This window comes from Pseudomonas idahonensis, from assembly GCF_037903935.1.
GTDB lineage: Bacteria > Pseudomonadota > Gammaproteobacteria > Pseudomonadales > Pseudomonadaceae > Aquipseudomonas > Aquipseudomonas danubii.
The window spans coordinates 6193057-6212425 of the sequence record NZ_CP149586.1; the positions used below are offsets into that span (position 1 = coordinate 6193057).

General features: G+C 62.5%; 16 protein-coding genes and 1 tRNA gene. 12 read left to right on the forward strand and 5 right to left on the reverse strand.

The annotated features are described in order from the left end of the window. Window positions 1-7: 7 nt before the first annotated feature. Window positions 8-84 (forward strand) — tRNA-Ile (locus WIN67_RS28060). Between the two features lie 174 nt (window positions 85-258). Here WIN67_RS28060 and WIN67_RS28065 read toward each other — a convergent pair. Further along, window positions 259-2634: a glucose/quinate/shikimate family membrane-bound PQQ-dependent dehydrogenase gene (locus WIN67_RS28065; protein WP_296415567.1), complete on the reverse strand. Its 2376-nt coding sequence runs from the start codon at window positions 2632-2634 to the stop codon at window positions 259-261. 206 nt (window positions 2635-2840) lie between these two features. Here WIN67_RS28065 and WIN67_RS28070 point away from each other — a divergent pair, with 206 nt between their 5' ends. The 10 genes from WIN67_RS28070 (at window position 2841) to WIN67_RS28115 (ending at window position 13884) form a co-directional block, all read left to right on the forward strand. After that, window positions 2841-3302, forward strand: coding sequence for an Lrp/AsnC family transcriptional regulator (locus tag WIN67_RS28070; RefSeq protein WP_011063845.1), 462 nt, complete (start codon window positions 2841-2843; stop codon window positions 3300-3302). 176 nt (window positions 3303-3478) lie between these two features. Beyond that, on the forward strand, window positions 3479-5161 hold the full coding sequence (locus tag WIN67_RS28075) for a flavin monoamine oxidase family protein (protein ID WP_110594478.1): 1683 nt from the start codon (window positions 3479-3481) through the stop codon (window positions 5159-5161). A 124-nt stretch (window positions 5162-5285) separates the two neighbouring features. Further along, window positions 5286-6080, forward strand: coding sequence for a carbon-nitrogen hydrolase family protein (locus WIN67_RS28080; protein WP_102881049.1), 795 nt, complete (start codon window positions 5286-5288; stop codon window positions 6078-6080). A 48-nt stretch (window positions 6081-6128) separates the two neighbouring features. Beyond that, on the forward strand, window positions 6129-8591 hold the full coding sequence (pqqF, locus tag WIN67_RS28085; RefSeq protein WP_339070329.1) for a pyrroloquinoline quinone biosynthesis protein PqqF: 2463 nt from the start codon (window positions 6129-6131) through the stop codon (window positions 8589-8591). A 156-nt stretch (window positions 8592-8747) separates the two neighbouring features. Continuing rightward, complete coding sequence (gene pqqA, locus WIN67_RS28090) at window positions 8748-8822, forward strand: pyrroloquinoline quinone precursor peptide PqqA (protein WP_003194766.1); 75 nt, start codon at window positions 8748-8750, stop codon at window positions 8820-8822. Window positions 8823-8916: 94 nt separating this feature from the next. Continuing rightward, on the forward strand, window positions 8917-9828 hold the full coding sequence (gene pqqB / locus WIN67_RS28095) for a pyrroloquinoline quinone biosynthesis protein PqqB (protein ID WP_102881051.1): 912 nt from the start codon (window positions 8917-8919) through the stop codon (window positions 9826-9828). Window positions 9829-9920: 92 nt separating this feature from the next. Then, window positions 9921-10673, forward strand: a complete 753-nt coding sequence (pqqC, locus tag WIN67_RS28100) for a pyrroloquinoline-quinone synthase PqqC (protein ID WP_268561737.1) — start codon at window positions 9921-9923, stop codon at window positions 10671-10673. Further along, on the forward strand, window positions 10670-10945 hold the full coding sequence (gene pqqD / locus WIN67_RS28105) for a pyrroloquinoline quinone biosynthesis peptide chaperone PqqD (RefSeq protein WP_102861941.1): 276 nt from the start codon (window positions 10670-10672) through the stop codon (window positions 10943-10945). Before pqqC ends, pqqD begins: the two co-directional genes overlap by 4 nt. Beyond that, entirely contained in the window at window positions 10917-12086 is a 1170-nt protein-coding gene (gene pqqE / locus WIN67_RS28110; RefSeq protein WP_102881052.1) for a pyrroloquinoline quinone biosynthesis protein PqqE, read from the forward strand. The genes pqqD and pqqE overlap by 29 nt, the downstream gene beginning before the upstream one ends. Continuing rightward, window positions 12052-13884: a S9 family peptidase gene (locus WIN67_RS28115; protein ID WP_339070330.1), complete on the forward strand. Its 1833-nt coding sequence runs from the start codon at window positions 12052-12054 to the stop codon at window positions 13882-13884. The genes pqqE and WIN67_RS28115 overlap by 35 nt, the downstream gene beginning before the upstream one ends. A gap of 41 nt (window positions 13885-13925) precedes the next feature. On the opposite strand, the gene WIN67_RS28120 is transcribed toward WIN67_RS28115, so the two are convergent. From WIN67_RS28120 to WIN67_RS28130, 3 genes are all read right to left on the reverse strand, one after another. Further along, entirely contained in the window at window positions 13926-14084 is a 159-nt protein-coding gene (locus WIN67_RS28120; RefSeq protein ID WP_011063854.1) for a YqaE/Pmp3 family membrane protein, read from the reverse strand. Window positions 14085-14326: 242 nt separating this feature from the next. After that, window positions 14327-15610 (reverse strand): aspartate aminotransferase family protein, encoded by a 1284-nt coding sequence (locus WIN67_RS28125; protein WP_102881054.1) that lies wholly within the window; start codon window positions 15608-15610, stop codon window positions 14327-14329. Further along, window positions 15607-16305: an MOSC domain-containing protein gene (locus WIN67_RS28130; protein WP_102881055.1), complete on the reverse strand. Its 699-nt coding sequence runs from the start codon at window positions 16303-16305 to the stop codon at window positions 15607-15609. The genes WIN67_RS28125 and WIN67_RS28130 overlap by 4 nt, the downstream gene beginning before the upstream one ends. Before the next feature lie 102 nt (window positions 16306-16407). Here WIN67_RS28130 and WIN67_RS28135 point away from each other — a divergent pair, with 102 nt between their 5' ends. After that, window positions 16408-17337 carry a LysR family transcriptional regulator gene (locus tag WIN67_RS28135; RefSeq protein WP_102881056.1) on the forward strand — a complete coding sequence of 310 codons (930 nt, stop codon included), beginning with the start codon at window positions 16408-16410 and terminating at the stop codon, window positions 17335-17337. A gap of 236 nt (window positions 17338-17573) precedes the next feature. On the opposite strand, the gene WIN67_RS28140 is transcribed toward WIN67_RS28135, so the two are convergent. Next, complete coding sequence (locus tag WIN67_RS28140; protein WP_123389802.1) at window positions 17574-19352, reverse strand: acyl-CoA dehydrogenase C-terminal domain-containing protein; 1779 nt, start codon at window positions 19350-19352, stop codon at window positions 17574-17576. Window positions 19353-19369 lie beyond the last annotated feature (17 nt).

Consider the following 19369-nt stretch of genomic DNA (forward strand, 5'->3'; position numbering starts at 1 on the left):
CTACTGAGGGCCTATAGCTCAGTTGGTTAGAGCAGAGGACTCATAATCCTTTGGTCCACGGTTCAAGTCCGTGTGGGCCCACCAAATTGAAAGCCGCGTGATACGCGGCTTTTTTGTGCCCGCAGGTTTTGCCTGGCAACAGGACATGGCGCGCTTCGCGCAGTCTTTTCCAGGGTCATCCGGGGCCGAAATACCTGGCGTGCGCTGATGAAAAAGCCGCGCAGTGCGCGGCTTTTTCAGAGTGCCGTGACGCGGTGGCTATTTAGGCAGCGCGTAGGCAATCACATAATCGCCACGGTCCGTCGACTGACGAGCACCGCCTGCCGTAAGCAGGATGTACTGGCGCCCGGTCTTGGGCGAAACGTATGTCATCGGCCCCGACTGACTACCGACCGGCAAGCGCGCCTTCCAGATTTCGTTGCCATTGCCGGTATCGAAGGCCCGCAGGTAGAAGTCCTGGGTGCCGGCGAAGAACAACAGGCCGGATTGGGTCGCCAGGGAAGCGCCCAGGGTCGGCATGCCGATAGGAATCGGCAAGTGCATGCGAATCCCCAGCGGACCTGTGTCCTGCACAGTGCCCACTGGCACCTGCCACACCAACTTCCTGGTCTTCAGATCAATGGCCGACATGGTGCCGAACGGCGGCTTCTGACAAGGAATGCCAACAGCCGAGAGGAAACGCTGGCGCATGGCACCGAACGGCGTGCCTTCCTGGGGCACTACGCCCATTTCGATACCACTGGCACCGGCAGCGATCTGATCCCGAGGGATCATGTAGTTGGCCAGGCCCAGACGCATGTCGTTGACGAACATGTAGTGGCTGGTGGGGTCCACCGACACGCTGCCCCAGTTCATGCCTCCCAGGGAGCCTGGGAACTGCAGTGCGTGATCCAGCCCGGGCGGGGTGTACACACCTTCATGGCGCATGCCCTTGAACTGAATGCGGCACATCAGTTGGTCGAAGGGCGTTGCGCCCCACATATCGGATTCGGTCAGGGTCTGGTTGCCAATGGATGGCATCTCCACCGAGAACGGCTGGGTCGGCGAGTAACGCTCACCCGGCACATTGCCCTGGGGCACCGGCCGCTCTTCCACCCGAGCAATGGGTTTGCCGGTCTCGCGGTTGAGCACGAAGATCTCGCCCTGCTTGGTGACTTGCGCCAGCGCCGGCTGCACGCCGCCCTTGTCGTCCGGGATGTCGTACAGCAGCGGCTGCGCCGGCAGGTCGAAATCCCAGAGGTCGTGGTGGGTGGTCTGGAAGTGCCAGCGCACCTGGCCGGTCTTCACATCAAGGGCGACAACCGAGGAGCTCCACTGGTCATCGAACTCGCTGCGCTGACCGCCGAAGAAATCCGGCGTGGCGTTGCCGGTGGGCAGGTACACCAGGCCCAGCTTGGCGTCATAGGACATCGCCGACCAGACGTTCGGGGTGCCACGGGTATAGGTTTCACCCGCTGGCGGACGCTTGGTGGTGGCCGGGTTGCCCGGGTCCCAGGCCCACATCAGTTCACCACTGCGCACATCGAAGGCGCGCACCACGCCTGGCGGTTCACCCGTGGAGAAGTTATCCGCCACCCGGCCGCCGACGATGACCACGGTACCGGCCACCAGGGGAGTCGAGGTTTGCTGGTAGTAGCCCGGCTTGATCTCGCCCATGTCGGTTTTCAGATCGACCGTGCCCTGGAGGCCGAAGTCTTCACAGGGCTTGCCGGTTTCAGCATCGAGCGCAATCAGCCGCGCATCACCGGTCGGCAGGAACAGGCGTCTGGTGCAAGCCGCAGGAGCAGCGGCAGGCGCCGAGGACTGGCTTACCGGGACCGCCGAGGCGTCGAAATAGCCCAAGCCACGGCAACGCTGCCAGTTGGGCGCGTAACCTTTGGGGTCGAACTTCCAGCGCTCGGCGCCGGTGTCGGCGTCCAGGGCGAACACCTTGCCGTAGGCGGTGCAGGTGTAGACGGTATCGCCGATCTGCAGCGGGGTGTTCTGGTCTTCGGCACCGGCACCGTTGCTTTCAGGCAAGTCACCGGTGCGAAAGGTCCAGGCCACTTGCAATTGGCCGATATTGCCCTTGTTGATCTGGTCCAGGGCGGCAAAACGGTTACCCGCTGTGGTGTTGCCCCAATGGGCCCAGTCTTTCTGTTCAGTGCCCGGTGCCACTGGCTGGATCGCCGGCACCTTGTCCGCCTTGACCACATGGGTCGGCACGAACATGTAGGCCAGGGTCGCCACTACGCCAACGCCCAGCAGCCCCGCCAAGCCATAGGCCCCACGCCCGGGACGAGCACCGGAGGCACGCACCAGGGTCGGGTAGATCAGCGCCACCACCAGGCCGATCACGGCAAAGGTCAGCACCCGCGAAACCAGCGGCCAGTATTCCAGGCCCGCATCCCAAACCGCCCAGATCGCCGTCAGCACCAGGGCCACGCCGTACAGCCTTGCACCACGGGGATTCGCCCGGGCGATCAGCACGCCGGACACCAGCATCGCCAGGCCCATCAACAAGAAGTAGGCGCTGCCTCCCAGGCTCAGGAGATAGCCACCGCCCCCCGCCAGGCCGAGCCCGATCAGGGCAATCAGAACGCCCAGCCCCATCAGGAGCCATCGGCTGCCGGTGGCAGCCCCCGTGTTTTTCATGTCAAACCTCTGCCATCTGTAAAACCAGGTCGCGAGAATGTACTAACTGGTTACTTATGACAACTTGTCGCAGGCTATTTGTTTCAAAAAAAGTCCCGATCGCCAAAGATCAGCCCCCGAACCGAACAGACAATCGGCAGCAGCAGCCAGGGTTTGCCCGAGGCTGTAACATGCTCGCTCCCTCGATAGCCGTGCTGGAGCCCATCTTGTCCGATAGCCGCCCTCCCGTTCTTGATGAAGTCGACCGTCAGTTGATCGCCGCCCTGCAGATCAACGCCCGCGAGAGCGTGGCCATGCTGGCCCGGCAGTTGGGTATTGCCCGCACCACCGTGACCTCGCGCCTGGCGCGCCTGGAAAAGACCCGAGTCATCACCGGCTATGGCGTGCGCCTGGGTCAGAGGGTGGTCGACGGCGGCTTGCAGGCGTATGTGGGGATCAAGGTCCAGCCGCGCTCCGGCAAGGAAGTGCTGCGCCGCCTGAGTGGCATGGCTCAGGTCCAGCAACTGTGCGCGGTGAGCGGTGAGTTCGATTACGTGGCCTGGCTGCGCACCGACTCGCCGGAACAGCTGGACCAGTTGCTGGACCAGATCGGCAGCGTCGACGGCGTGGAAAAGACCACCACCTCGATCATCCTCAGCAGCAAGATCGATCGCGGGCATGCGCTCTGACGCGCCGCAGCCGATAGCACTCCGCCGTCAATTTGAACCATCTGTTCGTCATATTGATAAATAACAATGCATAACGACGACAGTTTGCGTCTTATTTACGTGTTTCACCCTCTCTAGAATGGCTGCCATCTTTTCCTATACTCAGCTCTCTGCTGAGCCGCCCGCCAAGGTCAGCCATGAACAAGAACAATCGCCATCCTGCAGACGGTAAGAAGCCGATCACCATTTTCGGCCCGGATTTCCCTTTCGCCTTCGACGACTGGATCGAGCATCCCGCCGGCCTGGGCAGCATTCCCCAAGCCCAGCACGGCACCGAAGTGGCCATTGTCGGCGCCGGTATCGCCGGACTGGTGGCCGCCTACGAACTGATGAAGCTGGGCCTCAAGCCGGTGGTCTATGAAGCGTCGAAGATGGGCGGCCGCCTGCGCTCCCAGGCCTTCGAAGGCGCCGAAGGGATCATCGCCGAGCTGGGCGGCATGCGCTTTCCGGTGTCGTCCACGGCCTTCTATCACTACGTCGACAAGCTCGGCCTTGAGACCAAGCCCTTCCCCAACCCGCTGACCCCGGCGTCGGGCAGCACGGTCATCGATCTCGAAGGCCAGACACACTACGCCCAGAAACTCGCCGACCTGCCGGCCTTGTTCCAGGAAGTCGCCGACGCCTGGGCCGACGCCCTGGAGGACGGCTCGCGCTTCAGCGAGATCCAGCAAGCCATTCGCGACCGCGATGTGCCGCGCCTCAAGGAGTTGTGGAACACCCTGGTGCCACTGTGGGACGACCGCACGTTCTACGACTTCGTCGCCACCTCCAAGGCCTTTGCCAAGCTGTCGTTCCACCACCGTGAAGTGTTCGGCCAGGTGGGCTTCGGCACCGGCGGCTGGGACTCGGACTTCCCCAACTCGATGCTGGAAATCTTCCGCGTGGTGATGACCAACTGCGACGACCACCAGCATCTGGTGGTGGGCGGCGTCGAGCAGGTGCCCCTGGGCATCTGGCGCCACGTACCCGAGCGTTGCGCCCACTGGCCGACCGGCACCAGCCTCAGCTCGCTGCACAACGGTGCACCACGCACCGGGGTCAAGCGCATTGCCCGGGCCGCCGACGGCCGCTTCAGTGTCACCGACAATTGGGGCGATACCCGGGAATACGCGGCCGTGCTGACCACCTGCCAGAGCTGGCTGCTGACCACCCAGATCGAATGCGAGGAGTCGCTGTTCTCACAGAAGATGTGGATGGCCCTGGACCGCACCCGCTACATGCAATCGTCGAAGACCTTCGTCATGGTCGACCGGCCATTCTGGAAGGACAAGGACCCGGAAACCGGCCGCGACCTGATGAGCATGACCCTCACCGACCGCCTGACCCGCGGCACCTACCTGTTCGATAACGGCGACGACAAGCCGGGGGTGATCTGCCTGTCCTACTCGTGGATGAGCGATGCCCTGAAGATGCTCCCGCAGCCCGTGGAAAAGCGCGTGAAACTGGCCCTGGACGCACTGAAGAAGATCTACCCCAAAGTGGACATCGCCAGCCGCATCATCGGCGATCCGATCACCGTGTCCTGGGAAGCCGATCCGCACTTCCTCGGCGCCTTCAAGGGCGCGCTGCCGGGCCATTACCGCTACAACCAGCGGATGTACGCGCACTTCATGCAGGACGACATGCCTGCCGAACAGCGCGGCATTTTCATCGCAGGTGACGATGTGTCCTGGACCCCGGCCTGGGTCGAGGGCGCGGTGCAAACGTCGCTCAATGCCGTGTGGGGGATCATGAAACACTTCGGCGGCGCTACCCATGCCGAGAACCCGGGGCCAGGGGATGTGTTCCATGAGATCGGGCCTATCGCCCTGGCGGATTGAACAATACTGACCGCGGCTGCAGCGAATACCGGCGAGAGCTCCTTGGGGGCTCGGCGCCGGACCGTACGCCGAACGCGAGACATCGGCTACAGTGCCCGGTCAGCCAGTCAGAGGAGTGAGGACCATGCGTGTCGCCCTGTATCAGTGCCCGCCATTGCCGTTGGACGTGACGGCCAATCTGCAACGCTTGCATCAGGTGGCCATGGAGGCCACCGATGCCGATCTGCTGGTGCTGCCGGAAATGTTCCTCAGCGGCTACAACATCGGTGTGGAAGCCGTCGGCGCTCTGGCCGAGGCCCAGGATGGCCCCTCGGCCCAGCACATCGCCGCTATCGCTCAAGCGGCGGGTACGGCGATTCTCTACGGCTACCCGGAACGCAGCGCCGACGGGCAGATCTACAACGCCGTGCAACTGATCGACGCCCACGGCCAGCGCCTGTGCAACTACCGCAAGACCCATCTGTTCGGTGACCTTGATCACTCGATGTTCAGCGCCGGCGCGGATGACTTCCCCCTGGTGGAGCTCAACGGTTGGAAGCTCGGTTTCCTGATCTGCTACGACATCGAGTTTCCGGAGAACGCCCGGCGCCTGGCCCTGGCCGGTGCCGAGCTGATCCTGGTGCCGACGGCGAACATGATTCCCTACGACTTCGTCGCCGATGTGACCATTCGCGCCAGGGCCTTCGAGAACCAGTGTTACGTGGCCTACGCCAACTACTGCGGCCGGGAAGATCAGATCCGCTACTGCGGCCAGAGCAGCATCGCCGCCCCCGATGGCAGCCGGATCGCCCTGGCCGGACTGGACGAGGCCCTGATCATCGGCACCCTGGATCGTCAGCTGATGCACGAGTCCCAGGCACTGAACCACTATCTTGCCGATCGCCGTCCCGAGCTTTACGACGACCTGAGCAAGCGCTGATCCGGGGATATCCGCTAGCATGGGCGCCTCTCTGTTCTGGAAGTGCTCATGCCCGCGCTGAACCACCCTCTGCCTCACGTGGAAACCCTGGTCAACGGCCTGCGGGTGTCCTTGCGTCATGCCCCTCATTTGAAACGTTGCGCCGCCGCACTGCGGGTATCGGCCGGCAGCCACGATGTACCACTGGCCTGGCCGGGGCTGGCGCACTTCCTGGAGCACCTGCTGTTTCTCGGCACCGAGCGTTTTCCCGCCGAACAGGGATTGATGGCCTATGTGCGGGGCCAGGGAGGACAACTGAACGCCAAGACTTGTGAGCGCGCGACCGAGTTCTTTTTCGAGCTGCCGATCAGCGCCCTGGCCGGCGGCCTCGAGCGTCTGTGCGACATGCTCGCCCGACCGCGGATGAGTCTTGAAGACCAGCGCCGGGAGCGAGAAGTGCTGCATGCGGAATTTATCGCCTGGTCCCGGGATGGGGCGGCGCAACGCCAGTTCGCGCTGTTCGATGGCCTGTCCGCTGCTCACCCGCTGCGGGCCTTCCATGCTGGCAACCGCTACAGCCTCAACCTGCCCAGCCAGGCTTTTCAGCAAGCGCTGCAGCAATTTCACCAAGACTTTTACCAAGCCGGGCAAATGACCCTGAGCCTCGCCGGGCCTCAGTCTCTGGAAGAACTTCGCGCCCTGGCCACACGCTATGGCGCAGATCTACCGAAAGGCCAGCGCCTTGAGCAGAGCGTGCCTCCTGCGCTGTCGACTACCGGCATCGGCACTTATCAACAGCTCGATGCTCACCGTCTGGACCTGCTGTTCACCCTGGAACAACTGCCCGAGAGCGCAGCGCCTGCACTGGACTTTCTCTGCACCTGGCTGCAATCGGCCAAGCCGGGCGGGCTGCTTGCCGGACTCCAGCAACGCCAATTGGCCCAGAGCCTGAAGGCGCAGACGCTGTACGAGTTTGCCGGTCAGGCTTTGCTGCATCTGCAATTGAACCTGAGCACAACAGAGGCGACGGCCCCGGCCCAGGTCCGCGAACTGCTGGCAGATTGGCTGGGTTTCTTCAGCGCCCAAGACGATTGGCCAGCGCTGCGAACAGAATATGCCTTGCTGCAACAACGCCAGTTGCAGGTCGGCAGCGCCCTGGAGTTGGCCCAGCGGGACAGCCGGCAGACCGTCGGCGAGCTGGATGCGCAAGGACTCGAGGCCCTCAGGGTGCTGCTCGCACAGTTGCAACCGCAGGCTGTGGATAACTTCAGCCATGAGTGGTGCCTGCCACCGGGTAACCCTTTTCTGCGCAGCACCGCTGAAGCACCGCGGGCAGGACTGATTCGCGGGCAGACCAGCGCGCACCGAGGACTACGCACCTTCGCCCAGGATCGCTCGCGAAGCCGGCGAGAGAGCTCGGCGTTGAACATCAGCCAGGCCCTGCCTGCGGATAGCCGCGAAGGGACCTTGATTCTGCGCTGGCGCCTGGCTTCACCCGCCCCAGCTGGTGTGCACGAGCGCCTCCTGCATAGCCTGGCGCCCTTGCGCAGCGATGCGGGTGAGGCTGGAGTAGCACTGAGCTTCACCACCAGTGGCGCCGATTGGTTGCTGAAACTCAGTGGCCTGCAGCAACCCATGCCCGCAGTGCTGCAGCAGGCGCTGAAGCAACTGAACCAGCCCGCCGAATCGTTCTGGCTGCAGAGCGCAGCTACGACAGACGATGCCCCCTTGATGCCGATCCGTCAGTTGCTCAAGGCCTTCAGCGAGCAACCACAACCCGGCGAGCTGACAGTTGCACAGCCTCAAACCCTGCAAGCCCTGTGGGCTGGTGCTCGATGGGACGGCCTGGCCTTGGCGCTGTCAGCCGGCACTCAGGAAGCCCTTGGCCAAGCGCTGCAAAAGATGCCGGGAACAGCAGATACGGCCCTGTGCCAACCCTCACCGCCAGACACCGCCCATCGTTGGCAGACATACCCCGGGGCATCCAGCGAACAGGCCCTGCTGCTGTTCTGCCCAACGCCCGGCACCCGCCTTGCCGATGAAGCGGCCTGGCGCCTGCTGGGCCAACTCTGCCAAACGCCGTTCTATCAGCGCCTGCGGGTGGAGTTGCAGTTGGGTTACGCGGTGTTCAGCGCCATACGCCAACGCAATGGCCAGACCGGCCTGCTGTTCGGCGTGCAATCGCCCAAGGCGACGCTCACGGAAATACTTCAGCACCTGGAACAATTCCTTCTGCAGTTGCCGGAACAGCTCCAGGCGCTCGACGAGCCGCTCTGGAACGAACAGCGACAGGCTCTGGCTCAACAGTTCCAAGCCTCGCTCCTGCCCCTGGAGCAAGCCGCGGAACTGCTGTGGCAGGCGAAACTGGCCGGCCATCCGTCGGATTACCTGGAGCGGCTGCACGACAGCATCCTGGCCCTCACGCCCTCAGCCGTGACCCAGGCCGCCATGGCCCTGCATTCGGCGACAGGCGGCTGGACAGTACTGGCCAACGGGCCTTGCCCAGGAGCGCCCTGGCAAGCGGCAGAATGATCATTACCGGTGCTGCAACGAGCTTTCTTCAGAATTGCGGGCAACCTTTTGTGGGAATTTAGTAAGATAGCCCCCTAAGCATCTGAACATCTCCCGCCGGAGGTGGACTATATGTATAGGCAATACCCGTCCCACCCACCTCAAAGGAGCATTTTTATGACCTGGTCCAAACCTGCTTACACCGACCTGCGTATCGGCTTCGAAGTCACCATGTACTTCGCCAGCCGCTGATTTCTGCCTCTGGCCAGAAAACGCAGCGCAACGCCTCGGTCCGTCCGGGGCGTTTTTATTTTCAGTTCTACGTCTTTTTTCCCTGGGAGCGTCCATGTTTGTCCAGATTCTAGGTTCCGCCGCCGGCGGTGGTTTTCCGCAGTGGAACTGCAACTGCGTGAACTGCGCAGGGTTTCGCGACGGCAGCCTGCGGGCCCAGGCTCGTACCCAGTCGTCCATCGCGATTTCCGATGACGGGGTGAACTGGGTACTGTGCAATGCCTCCCCGGACATCCGCGCCCAACTGCAGGGTTTTGCCCCCATGCAACCGGGCCGTGCACTGCGCGACAGCGGGATCAGCGCCATCATCCTCATGGACAGCCAGATCGATCACACCACCGGCCTGCTCAGCCTGCGCGAAGGCTGCCCGCATCAGGTCTGGTGCACCGACATGGTCCACGAAGACCTGAGCACCGGTTTTCCCCTGTTCAAGATGCTCAGCCACTGGAACGGCGGCCTGAACTGGAACCGCATCGAGCTCGACCAGAGCTTCACGGTTCCGGCCTGCCCCAACCTGCGCTTCACCCCACTGCCTTTGCGCAGTGCTGCACCGCCCTATTCGCCCCATCGTTTCGATCCGCACCCAGGCGACAACATCGGCCTGATCGTCGAAGACCTGCGCAGCGGCGGTAAGCTCTTCTACGCGCCGGGCCTGGGCAAGGTGGACGCGCCGCTGCTGGAGATCATGTCCGCCAGCGACTGCCTGCTGCTGGACGGCACCCTGTGGGAAGACGATGAAATGCAGCGCCGTGGCGTCGGTACCCGCACCGGCCGGGAAATGGGCCACCTGGCCCAGAACGGCCCGGGAGGCATGCTCGAAGTGCTGGAACAGCTGCCCCGCCAGCGCAAGGTGCTGATCCACATCAACAACACCAACCCGATCCTCGACGAAGACTCCGCCGAACGTGCCGAACTGGTACGCCGAAAGGTGGAAGTGGCTTACGACGGAATGAGTATTGAGCTGTAGGCCGTATCGCCCACAAGCTCGACCCAAGAGCCTTGGCCCCTTTGCCTAGGGGCGGGCTTGCCCGCGAAAGGGCAGCCCCCCGGAGAACACACATGACCGACACCCCGATGTCCCCCGCCGAATTCGAGCAGGCGCTGCGCGCCAAGGGCGCCTACTACCACATCCATCACCCCTATCACGTGGCGATGTATGAAGGCCGGGCAAGCCGCGAACAGATCCAGGGCTGGGTCGCCAACCGCTTCTACTACCAGGTGAACATCCCCATGAAGGATGCGGCGATCCTCGCCAACTGCCCGGACCGGGACATTCGCCGCGAGTGGATCCAGCGCCTGCTGGACCATGACGGTGCCCCGGGTGAAGACGGTGGTATCGAAGCCTGGCTGCGCCTGGGCCAGGCCGTGGGCCTGGACCCGGACCAACTGCGCTCCCAGGAGCTGGTGCTGCCCGGCGTACGTTTTGCCGTGGACGCTTACGTCAACTTCGCCCGCCGCGCCAGCTGGCAGGAAGCCGCCAGCAGCTCGCTGACCGAACTGTTCGCCCCGCAGATCCACCAATCGCGCCTGGACAGCTGGCCCCAGCACTATCCCTGGATCGACCCGACCGGCTACGAGTACTTCCGCACCCGCCTGGGCCAGGCCCGGCGCGATGTGGAACACGGTCTGGCCATCACCCTGCAGCACTACACCACCCGTGCCGGTCAGGAACGCATGCTGGAAATTCTCCAGTTCAAACTGGACATCCTTTGGAGCATGCTCGACGCCATGAGCATGGCCTATGAATTGAACCGCCCGCCCTATCACAGCGTCACCGATCAGCGGGTCTGGCATAAGGGGATCACCCTATGAGTTTCGACCGCAGCAAAACCCCACGCTGGCGTCCCGGCTACCGCTTCCAGTACGAGCCGGCACAAAAAGGCCATGTATTGCTCTACCCGGAAGGCATGATCAAGCTCAATGACAGCGCCGCTCTGATTGGCGGCCTGATCGACGGCGAGCGTGACGTGGCAGCGATCATCCAGGCGTTGGAAGTACAGTTCCCCGGAGTGGCCGAGCTCGGTGACGATATCGAGCAGTTCATGGAGGTCGCCCGTGCCCAGCACTGGATCGAACTCGGCTGAGTCGGTGTCGCTGCCCGACAAACCGGACGTCGGCCTGCCACTGTGGCTGCTGGCCGAGCTGACTTATCGCTGCCCACTGCAATGCCCCTACTGTTCCAATCCGCTGGACTTTGCCGAGCAGGGCAAGGAGCTGAGCACCGAACAGTGGATCAAGGTATTCCGTGAAGCGCGGGAGATGGGCGCGGCGCAGTTGGGCTTCTCCGGCGGCGAACCGCTGGTGCGCCAGGACCTCGCCGAGTTGATCGGCGAGGCGCGCAAGCTGGGCTTCTATACCAACTTGATCACCTCCGGCATCGGCCTGACCGAGCAGAAGATCAGCGACTTCAAGAAAGCCGGCCTGGACCATATCCAGATCAGCTTCCAGGCCAGCGACGAGCAAGTGAACAACCTGCTGGCCGGCTCCAAGAAAGCCTTCGCCCAGAAGCTGGAGATGGCCCGCGCGGTCAAGGCTCACGGCTATCCGATGGTGCTGAACTTCGTCACCCACCGGCACAACATCGACAAGATCGACCGCATCATCGAGCTGTGCATCGCCCTGGAAGCCGACTTCGTCGAACTCGCCACCTGTCAGTTCTACGGCTGGGCCCAGCTCAACCGCGTCGGCCTGCTGCCCACCCGGGAGCAACTGGTGCGCGCGGAACGCATCACCAACCAATACCGCGCCAAGCTGGAAGCCCAAGGGCATCCCTGCAAGCTGATTTTCGTCACTCCGGACTACTACGAAGAACGCCCCAAGGCCTGTATGAACGGCTGGGGCAGCATCTTCCTCACCGTCACCCCGGACGGCACCGCCCTGCCTTGTCACGGCGCGCGGCAAATGCCGGTGCAGTTCCCCAATGTGCGCGACCACAGCATGCAGCACATCTGGTACGACTCCTTCGGCTTCAACCGCTTTCGCGGTTACGACTGGATGCCGGAGCCATGCCGCTCCTGCGACGAGAAAGAAAAGGACTTCGGCGGCTGCCGCTGCCAAGCCTTCATGCTCACGGGGGACGCCAGCAATGCCGACCCGGTGTGCAGTAAATCGGAACACCACGGGATGATTCTCAAGGCCCGCGAAGAATCCGAAACGGCCACCCAAACCATTGAACAACTGGCCTTTCGCAATGAACGAAACTCACGCCTCATCGCCAAGGGTTGAGCCCTTCAGCGCCAACCAGGCCACCACCGCCGGGATCGATTTTGCCGAGCTGCAACTGACACCCGACGGGGTGTTCTGGAATGAATACCGTCCTGCGGACGCCAGCTGCCGGATCTGGCATTGGCAGCAAGGCCAGGCCCGCTGCCTGACGCCGCCGGGGTTCAGCGTCCGCAGCCGCGTCTACGAATACGGCGGAGGTGCCTTCTGCCTCAGCGGCGACGTCCTGCTGTTCGTCAATGAAGCAGACCAGCAACTGTATCGGCAGTCCCTGAAAGACGGTGCACCAGTGGCACTGACCCGAGGCGACTGCCGCTACGGGGACCTGCACACGCACGCCGATCAAGTACTGGCCGTGGAAGAGTGCGCCAACGAGCACCGGCTGGTGGCCATCGACATCCACAGCGGCCAGCGCCGCCTGCTCGCCGCCGGGGCAGACTTCTATGCCGCGCCGACCTTGAGCCCCAATGGCCAACGCCTGGCCTGGATCGAATGGGATCGCCCCCATCAGCCCTGGACCAGCACTCGCCTGATGCTCGCCGAACGCCTGGCCGACGGCACTTGGGGCGCCCCCCGTTGCATGGCGGGCGATGGCCAGGAAGAGTCCCTGCAGCAACCACGCTTCGATCAGCACAACCGATTCTATTGCCTCACGGATCGCCAGGGTTTCTGGCAACCCTGGGCCGAGTCGGACAGCGGCTTGCGGCCGCTGCCCTGTGCCGCAGCTGATCATGCCCCGGCCCCCTGGCAGTTGGGGTGTCGCACCTGGATGCCCCTTGGTGGGGACTCCTGGTTCGGCAGCTGGACCGAGGAAGGGTTTGGCCGTCTCGGACTGCGTCACACCGACGGTTCGCAACAGGACTTCAGCGGCAACTACAGCCGCTTTCGCGGCTTGGCGCTGGATCAGCACTACCTGTACTGCATTGCGGCGTCCCCCGTCAGTCCCTCGGCCATCCTCGCCATCGAACGTGAAACCCAGCAGGTGCAGGTGTTGGCCGGCGGTGTCGCGCCGCTACCGACGGAGCGCATCAGCCGACCACAAACCCTGTGCTATCCCAGTGGCGAAGGACAGGCCCATGGCTTCTTCTACCCGGCCATGAATGGGGTCAACCGACCGCCTCTGGTGGTGTTCATTCACGGCGGTCCCACCTCCGCCTGCTATCCGATCTTGGACCCGCGTATCCAGTTCTGGACCCAGCGCGGCTTTGCCGTGGCCGACCTGAACTACCGGGGCAGCACCGGTTATGGCCGGGCCTATCGCCAGGCCCTGCATCAGCGCTGGGGCGAAGTGGACGTGGAAGATGCCTGTGCGGTGGTCTCCTATCTGGACCAACAAGGGCTGATCGACCCAAGACTGGCGTTCATCCGTGGCGGCAGCGCCGGAGGCTACACCACCCTCTGCGCCCTGGCCTTCGCCAAGGTCTTCTGTGCCGGCGCCAGCCTGTACGGGGTCAGCGATCCCATTGCCCTGACCCGCTCCACGCACAAATTCGAAGGGGACTATCTGGACTGGCTGATTGGCGATCCAGAGCAGGACAACGAGCGCTATCTGGCGCGCACGCCACTGCTGTACGCCAGCAACATCAGCGTGCCCGTGGTGTTTTTCCAGGGTGAGTTGGACGCCGTGGTGGTGCCCCAGCAGACCCGCGACATGCTCAAAGCGCTCCAGGATCAGGGCATTGCTGCCGAGGCCCACTATTACCCGGATGAACGCCACGGCTTTCGCAAGGCGGACAATCAGGCTCACGCGCTGGAACAGGAATGGCGGTTTTATCAGAAGGTGCTGCAAGCGCAACGCTGAGCGGGTGCTGCCCGTTCCGTTGGAACGGGCAGCTTGGATAATCAGCGTTTGGCGATGATGTACACCGCGTGCACGATACCGGGGATGTATCCGCACAAGGTCAGCAGGATGTTCAGCCAGAAAGCGCCGCCAAAGCCCACTTGCAGAAAGACCCCCAAGGGCGGCAAGAGAATGGCGAAGATGATGCGAATCAAGTCCATAGGGCAGCTCCTGATAGAAGTCGGGCTCGGCTGAGCCTCACCTGCAATCGACACTGGCCGCGTGCCAGGGTTCAGCGCAAATCTTGCCCTCCTGGACAGCACGGAGACAAAAAAACGCCCCGTGCGAAAAATCGGACACGGGGCGACGCGTTATACCGCGAGACGGTTCAGGAATTCAGTCAAAGTAAAGTCGGATGTGCTCGGGACTGAGCGTCAGCGAATGCCCCAGGATCAGCCAGATTTCACACGGCTACTCCCTTGCGGCATTGCAATTGCGCGGTCCGCACGCGGGAAAAGGCCCGGGCCAGGCGCAGGAGCATTTCATCGATATTGCCCTTGCTGACACTCAGGGCCGGGGTGAAGCGCAAACAATCCGATTGCGCAGCACTGAGCAACAGGCCCTCGTGCAACGCCGCCTTGAGCACCGCCTGCGCTGAGTCGTCCGCCAGGCTCATGCCCCAGAACAACCCATGCCCTCGCACTTCGCCCTGGGCGTAACGGGCCGCCAGTTGGGTCAACTGCTGCCCCAGGTACTGACCGTTGCTGCGCACCTGCTGCAGAAAACCATGCTCCTGCAGACTGTCCAGCACGGCCAGGCCGGCGGAGGTCATCAATGCATTGCCGTGGTGGGTGCCATCCAGCTCGCCCTGCTCGAAACAACAGGCCTTGCCCCGCGCCAGCAACGCCGCCAGGGGCACGCCGCCGCCGAGGCCCTTGCCCAAGGTGATGATGTCGGCGCGCACGCCGTACAACTGCTCGGCCAAGAGGGTGCCGCAGCGGCCGATGCCGGTCTGGACCTCATCGAGGATCAGCAGAATGCCCAGCTCACGACACAGGCGCTCCACCCCTTTGAGGTAGTGTTCTGTCGCTGGAATGACCCCAGCTTCCCCCTGGATCGGCTCCAGCATGATGGCCACGGTCTGAGCATCCACCGCCGCATGCAAAGCAGGCAGATCATTGAATGGCACCTGGCTGAAGCCTGGCAGTTGAGGTTCGAAACGATTGCCTGGGGAGCCATTGCCCGCGGCCGATAACGCGGCAAAACCGCGGCCATGGCAACTGCGGCTGGCAGTGATGATGCCCGCCGCGCCGCCGCGATGCAGTTGACCCCACTTGCGTGCCAGCTTGATCGCCGCCTCGCAAGCCTCGCTGCCACTGCTCAACAGATAGGCCTGGTCGCTACCGGTACTACGGCACAGCCGGTCGGCAAGCCTGAGCATGCCGCGGTTATAGAAACCCGACCCGGGATTGATCAGAGACTGGGCCTGGGCAGCGATGGCGTTGACCAGTACCGAAGGGCTGTGCCCCAGGCTGTTGGCCGCCCCGGCCTGGGTGAAATCCAGGTAGGTGCGGTCATTGCTGTCCCACAACCAGGAGCCCTGGCCACGAACGAACACCGGCTGGGGGCGCTGCACACTGGGCATCAGGCACTCACTGGCGCTGGCATCGTCCGAGGCGGTCGCACAGGGCTCGATAGCCAGATCCTCCAGGCTTGGCGGAGTGCGGCGCAGATTGAACAGATTCATGCCCGCAGCCCCTCCAATGGCAGGCCCAGCAGGCGTGAAGACCAATCCTCGACGCAGCCGGTACGCATACGCTTGATGGCGATATCGCGCCAGCGCGAGGACAGTGCCGGACAATCAATCAGCATTTTCAAGCCTTTATGCTCCAGAGGCTCCTGGAAGAAACAGCGCAGGGCCCAGGCTACGGTCAGGCCGGGATAACTGCGCTGGATCAGTTCGAAGGGTTCGTCCGCCTGGACAAAGCCGGGCTTGAGCACCCGATAGAACCAGCCGCAGCGTCCATTGTCCTGGGCTTGCTGGGGCAGATTCACCAGGCCCCAACGCTGGCTCAAGCGATAGCAAGGAGAACGGGGCTGGCTGATCTGCAACAGCGCGCCACCCCAACGGAACATGTCCCCCAGGCACACCTGTTCTTCGGTCAGGCCACGTGTCGAGAGATTTTCACCAAAGGCCGGAGCCGACCAATCGAACTGTGGATAACGTTTGCGCCAGTGGGCGTAATGCTCTGCGGGATAGTGGTGCAGGGCTCGTTCTGGGCCAGTATGAAAGCGCGGATCACCCTGTTCATCGCTGCCCAGGCCTTGTGGCCATAACCAGAGACGGTTTGCAACCGGGTACTTGTCGGTATCGATGACCAGACCCTGGCCGAGATTTTTTGCCTTGCCTATGTAAACACCATCGACGTAAACGGTATTCATCGCGCGCCTTGGCCCTGTAAGCCCTGTGAATAGGCGCTAGACTAGGCGCCTTGCGGGCTTACGGCCATTTCGTTTTTTAAGCTTTTTCGATAAGAAATACTTATGGATTTCAAGCAACTGCGTTATTTCGTCGCGGTGTATGAAGAAGGTCACGTGGGCCGTGCTGCCGAGCGTCTGTCGATCTCGCAACCGGCACTCTCCCAGCAGATCCGTCAGTTGGAGCAGAACCTCGACGTCAGCCTGTTTGAACGCAGCAGCAAGCGCCTGTTGCCGACCCTGGCCGCCCATACCCTCTACAATCACGCTCTGCCCCTGCTCGATGGCCTGCAACAAGCCCGTGAGGCCCTGCGCAACTTCAAGGGCCAGGCCCTGCGTACCCTGGCCATCGGCGTACTGCAAACGGTGCATAGCAGCCTGGTGCCGCAGATGCTCGAACGAGTGCGCAAGGCCCAGCCCCATCTGGTGGTGCAGATCTACGAATTGACCGGCCTGGAGATTGAACGACGGTTGCTTAATGGCACGTTGGACATCGGCATCAGCTACCTGCCACCACGCCAACCCGGCTTGCATGGTGTCCCGCTGTACGAAGATGAGCTGACACTGGTCATCCCCGAACAGCATCCGCTGCGCGAATTCAAGAAGGTCTCCATGAGCCAGGCAGCGGAGTTGCCAATGTTGCTGTTGGGTGAGGAGTTTCAGATCCGCCAGATCTGGCAAGCGCAGCTGGCCAACCTGGGACGGCGCCCCCAGGTGCAAGCGGAGTTGAACAATATGGCCGGTATTCTCGACAGCCTGCCTCATACCCGACTGGCCACCGTACTTCCAGGGCGCTCGCAACAACAGCACAGCAATAAGGAACTGCTGTGGAAACCGCTGAGCGAGCCCAGGGTGCCGTTGAAAGTCGGATTGGTGTGTCGCGATCTGCAGCGTCAGCAAGGAACGCTGGAACTGCTGCGCACGTTATTGGAGGATTCGATGAATACCCAAGACGGGCGCTTGGGCGGCACTGCGGTGCCAGAAATCCTGGGTTGACTTCGCCAAAATAAAAAATCCGGACAAAAGAAAACCCCGCCGAAGCGGGGTTTTGCAGACTGTTTCCCTGACATCCTTTTCACTCCACCATCCTGGCGGAATCCTACGTGTCCGTGTTGTTGCTTTGCGCTTCCTGCGCGACGTCCATGTGAAGTAGATTAGCCTCAGCCGTCATCTACCGATATGGACGATCAGCAGCACGTTATGTAAGAGATGACTTACAAAGGTTCTCCCGATTAAAACTGCTCCGCCTGCAACAGGAACAGCGATTCACTACCCGCTTTCACCGAGGCAGTCAGGGAGTGGATACGCGGCAGCAAACGGGCGAAATAGAACCGCGCGGTTCCCAATTTACTGGCGTAGAAGTCCTCTTCCTGCTCCTTGCCCAGCGCCGCCTTGGCCATCAGGGCCCACATGTAGGCGTAGGCGGTGTAGCCAAAGACCTGCAGATACTCCACCGAAGCCGCGCCGATTTCGTTGGGGTTACTGATGGCCCGATCCAACAGCCAGGCGGTCAGCTCGTCCAGATTGTCCAGAGCCGCGTTCAAAGGCAGGGTGAACTCGCCCAGTTGCGCATCGGCGGTGGCGGTGAAATGGCGAATTTCATCAGCGAACAGACGGTAGAACGCCCCACCGCTACCGACGATCTTGCGCCCCACCAGGTCCAGGGCCTGGATACCGTTGGTGCCTTCGTAGATCTGGGTGATCCGCACGTCGCGCACCAACTGCTCCTGGCCCCATTCGCGAATGTAGCCGTGGCCGCCAAAAATCTGCTGGCCATGAACCGTGGTTTCCAGACCCAGGTCGGTAAGGAACGCCTTGGCCACGGGAGTCAGCAAGGCCACCAGACTTTCCGCGCGCGTGCGGGTCTCGGCATCTTCGCTGAACTTGGCGGTATCCAGTTGCATCGCCACATAGGTGGAGAATGCCCGGCCACCTTCGTTGGCCGCCTTCATGGTCAGCAGCATGCGCCGCACGTCCGGGTGCACGATGATCGGATCGGCAACCTTGTCCTTGGCTTGCGGCCCGGTCGGTGAACGGCTCTGCAGGCGGTCACGGGCATATTCCACCGCGTTCTGATAGGAGCGCTCACCGGTGGCCAGGCCCTGGATGCCGACACCCAGGCGCTCGTAGTTCATCATGGTGAACATCGCTGCCAAGCCCTTGTTCGGCTCGCCCACCAGATAACCTATCGCTTGATCGAAGTTCATCACACAAGTGGCCGAGGCCTGGATACCCATCTTGTGTTCGATTGAACCGCAACTCACCGGGTTGCGTTCACCCAGGCTGCCGTCGGCGTTGACCATGAACTTGGGCACCAGAAACAGGGAGATCCCCTTGGGCCCGGCCGGCGCATCCGGCAGTTTGGCCAGCACCAGGTGAATGATGTTTTCAGTCAGGTCGTGCTCACCACCGGTAATGAAGATCTTGGTCCCGCTGATGGCATAGGAACCGTCAGCCTGAGGTTCGGCCTTGGTACGGATGATGCCCAGGTCGGTGCCGGCATGGGGCTCGGTCAGGCACATGGAGCCGGCCCAGACACCGGCGTACATGTTTGGCAGGTAAGTGGCTTTCAGCTCTTCGCTGGCGTGGGCATTGATCGACAGGCAAGCTCCCGCCGTCAGCATCGGATACAGGCCAAAGGCCAGGCTCGCGGAGTTGACCATTTCCTCGACCTGGGCGGACACCGCCTTGGGCATGCCCATGCCGCCGAACTCGGGATCACCGCCCACGCCGACCCAACCGCCTTCGGCGTAGGTCTGATAAGCCTGGGTGAATCCTTGGGGAGTGGTTACGACGGTCTCGTTCCAATGACAGCCTTCCTCGTCGGCACCACGACTCAGCGGAGCGATGCTGCGGGCGGTGACTTTGCCCGCTTCCTCCAGAATCGCCTCAACAGTCTCGGCATCCACAGTCTCGGCCAGAGCTGGCAGTTGAGCCCAGAGTTTGGCGACCTCGAAGACTTCATTGAGGACGAAGCGCATATCGCGCAGGGGCGCTTTGTAGTCAGCCATGGCAAACCTCGCAAGAT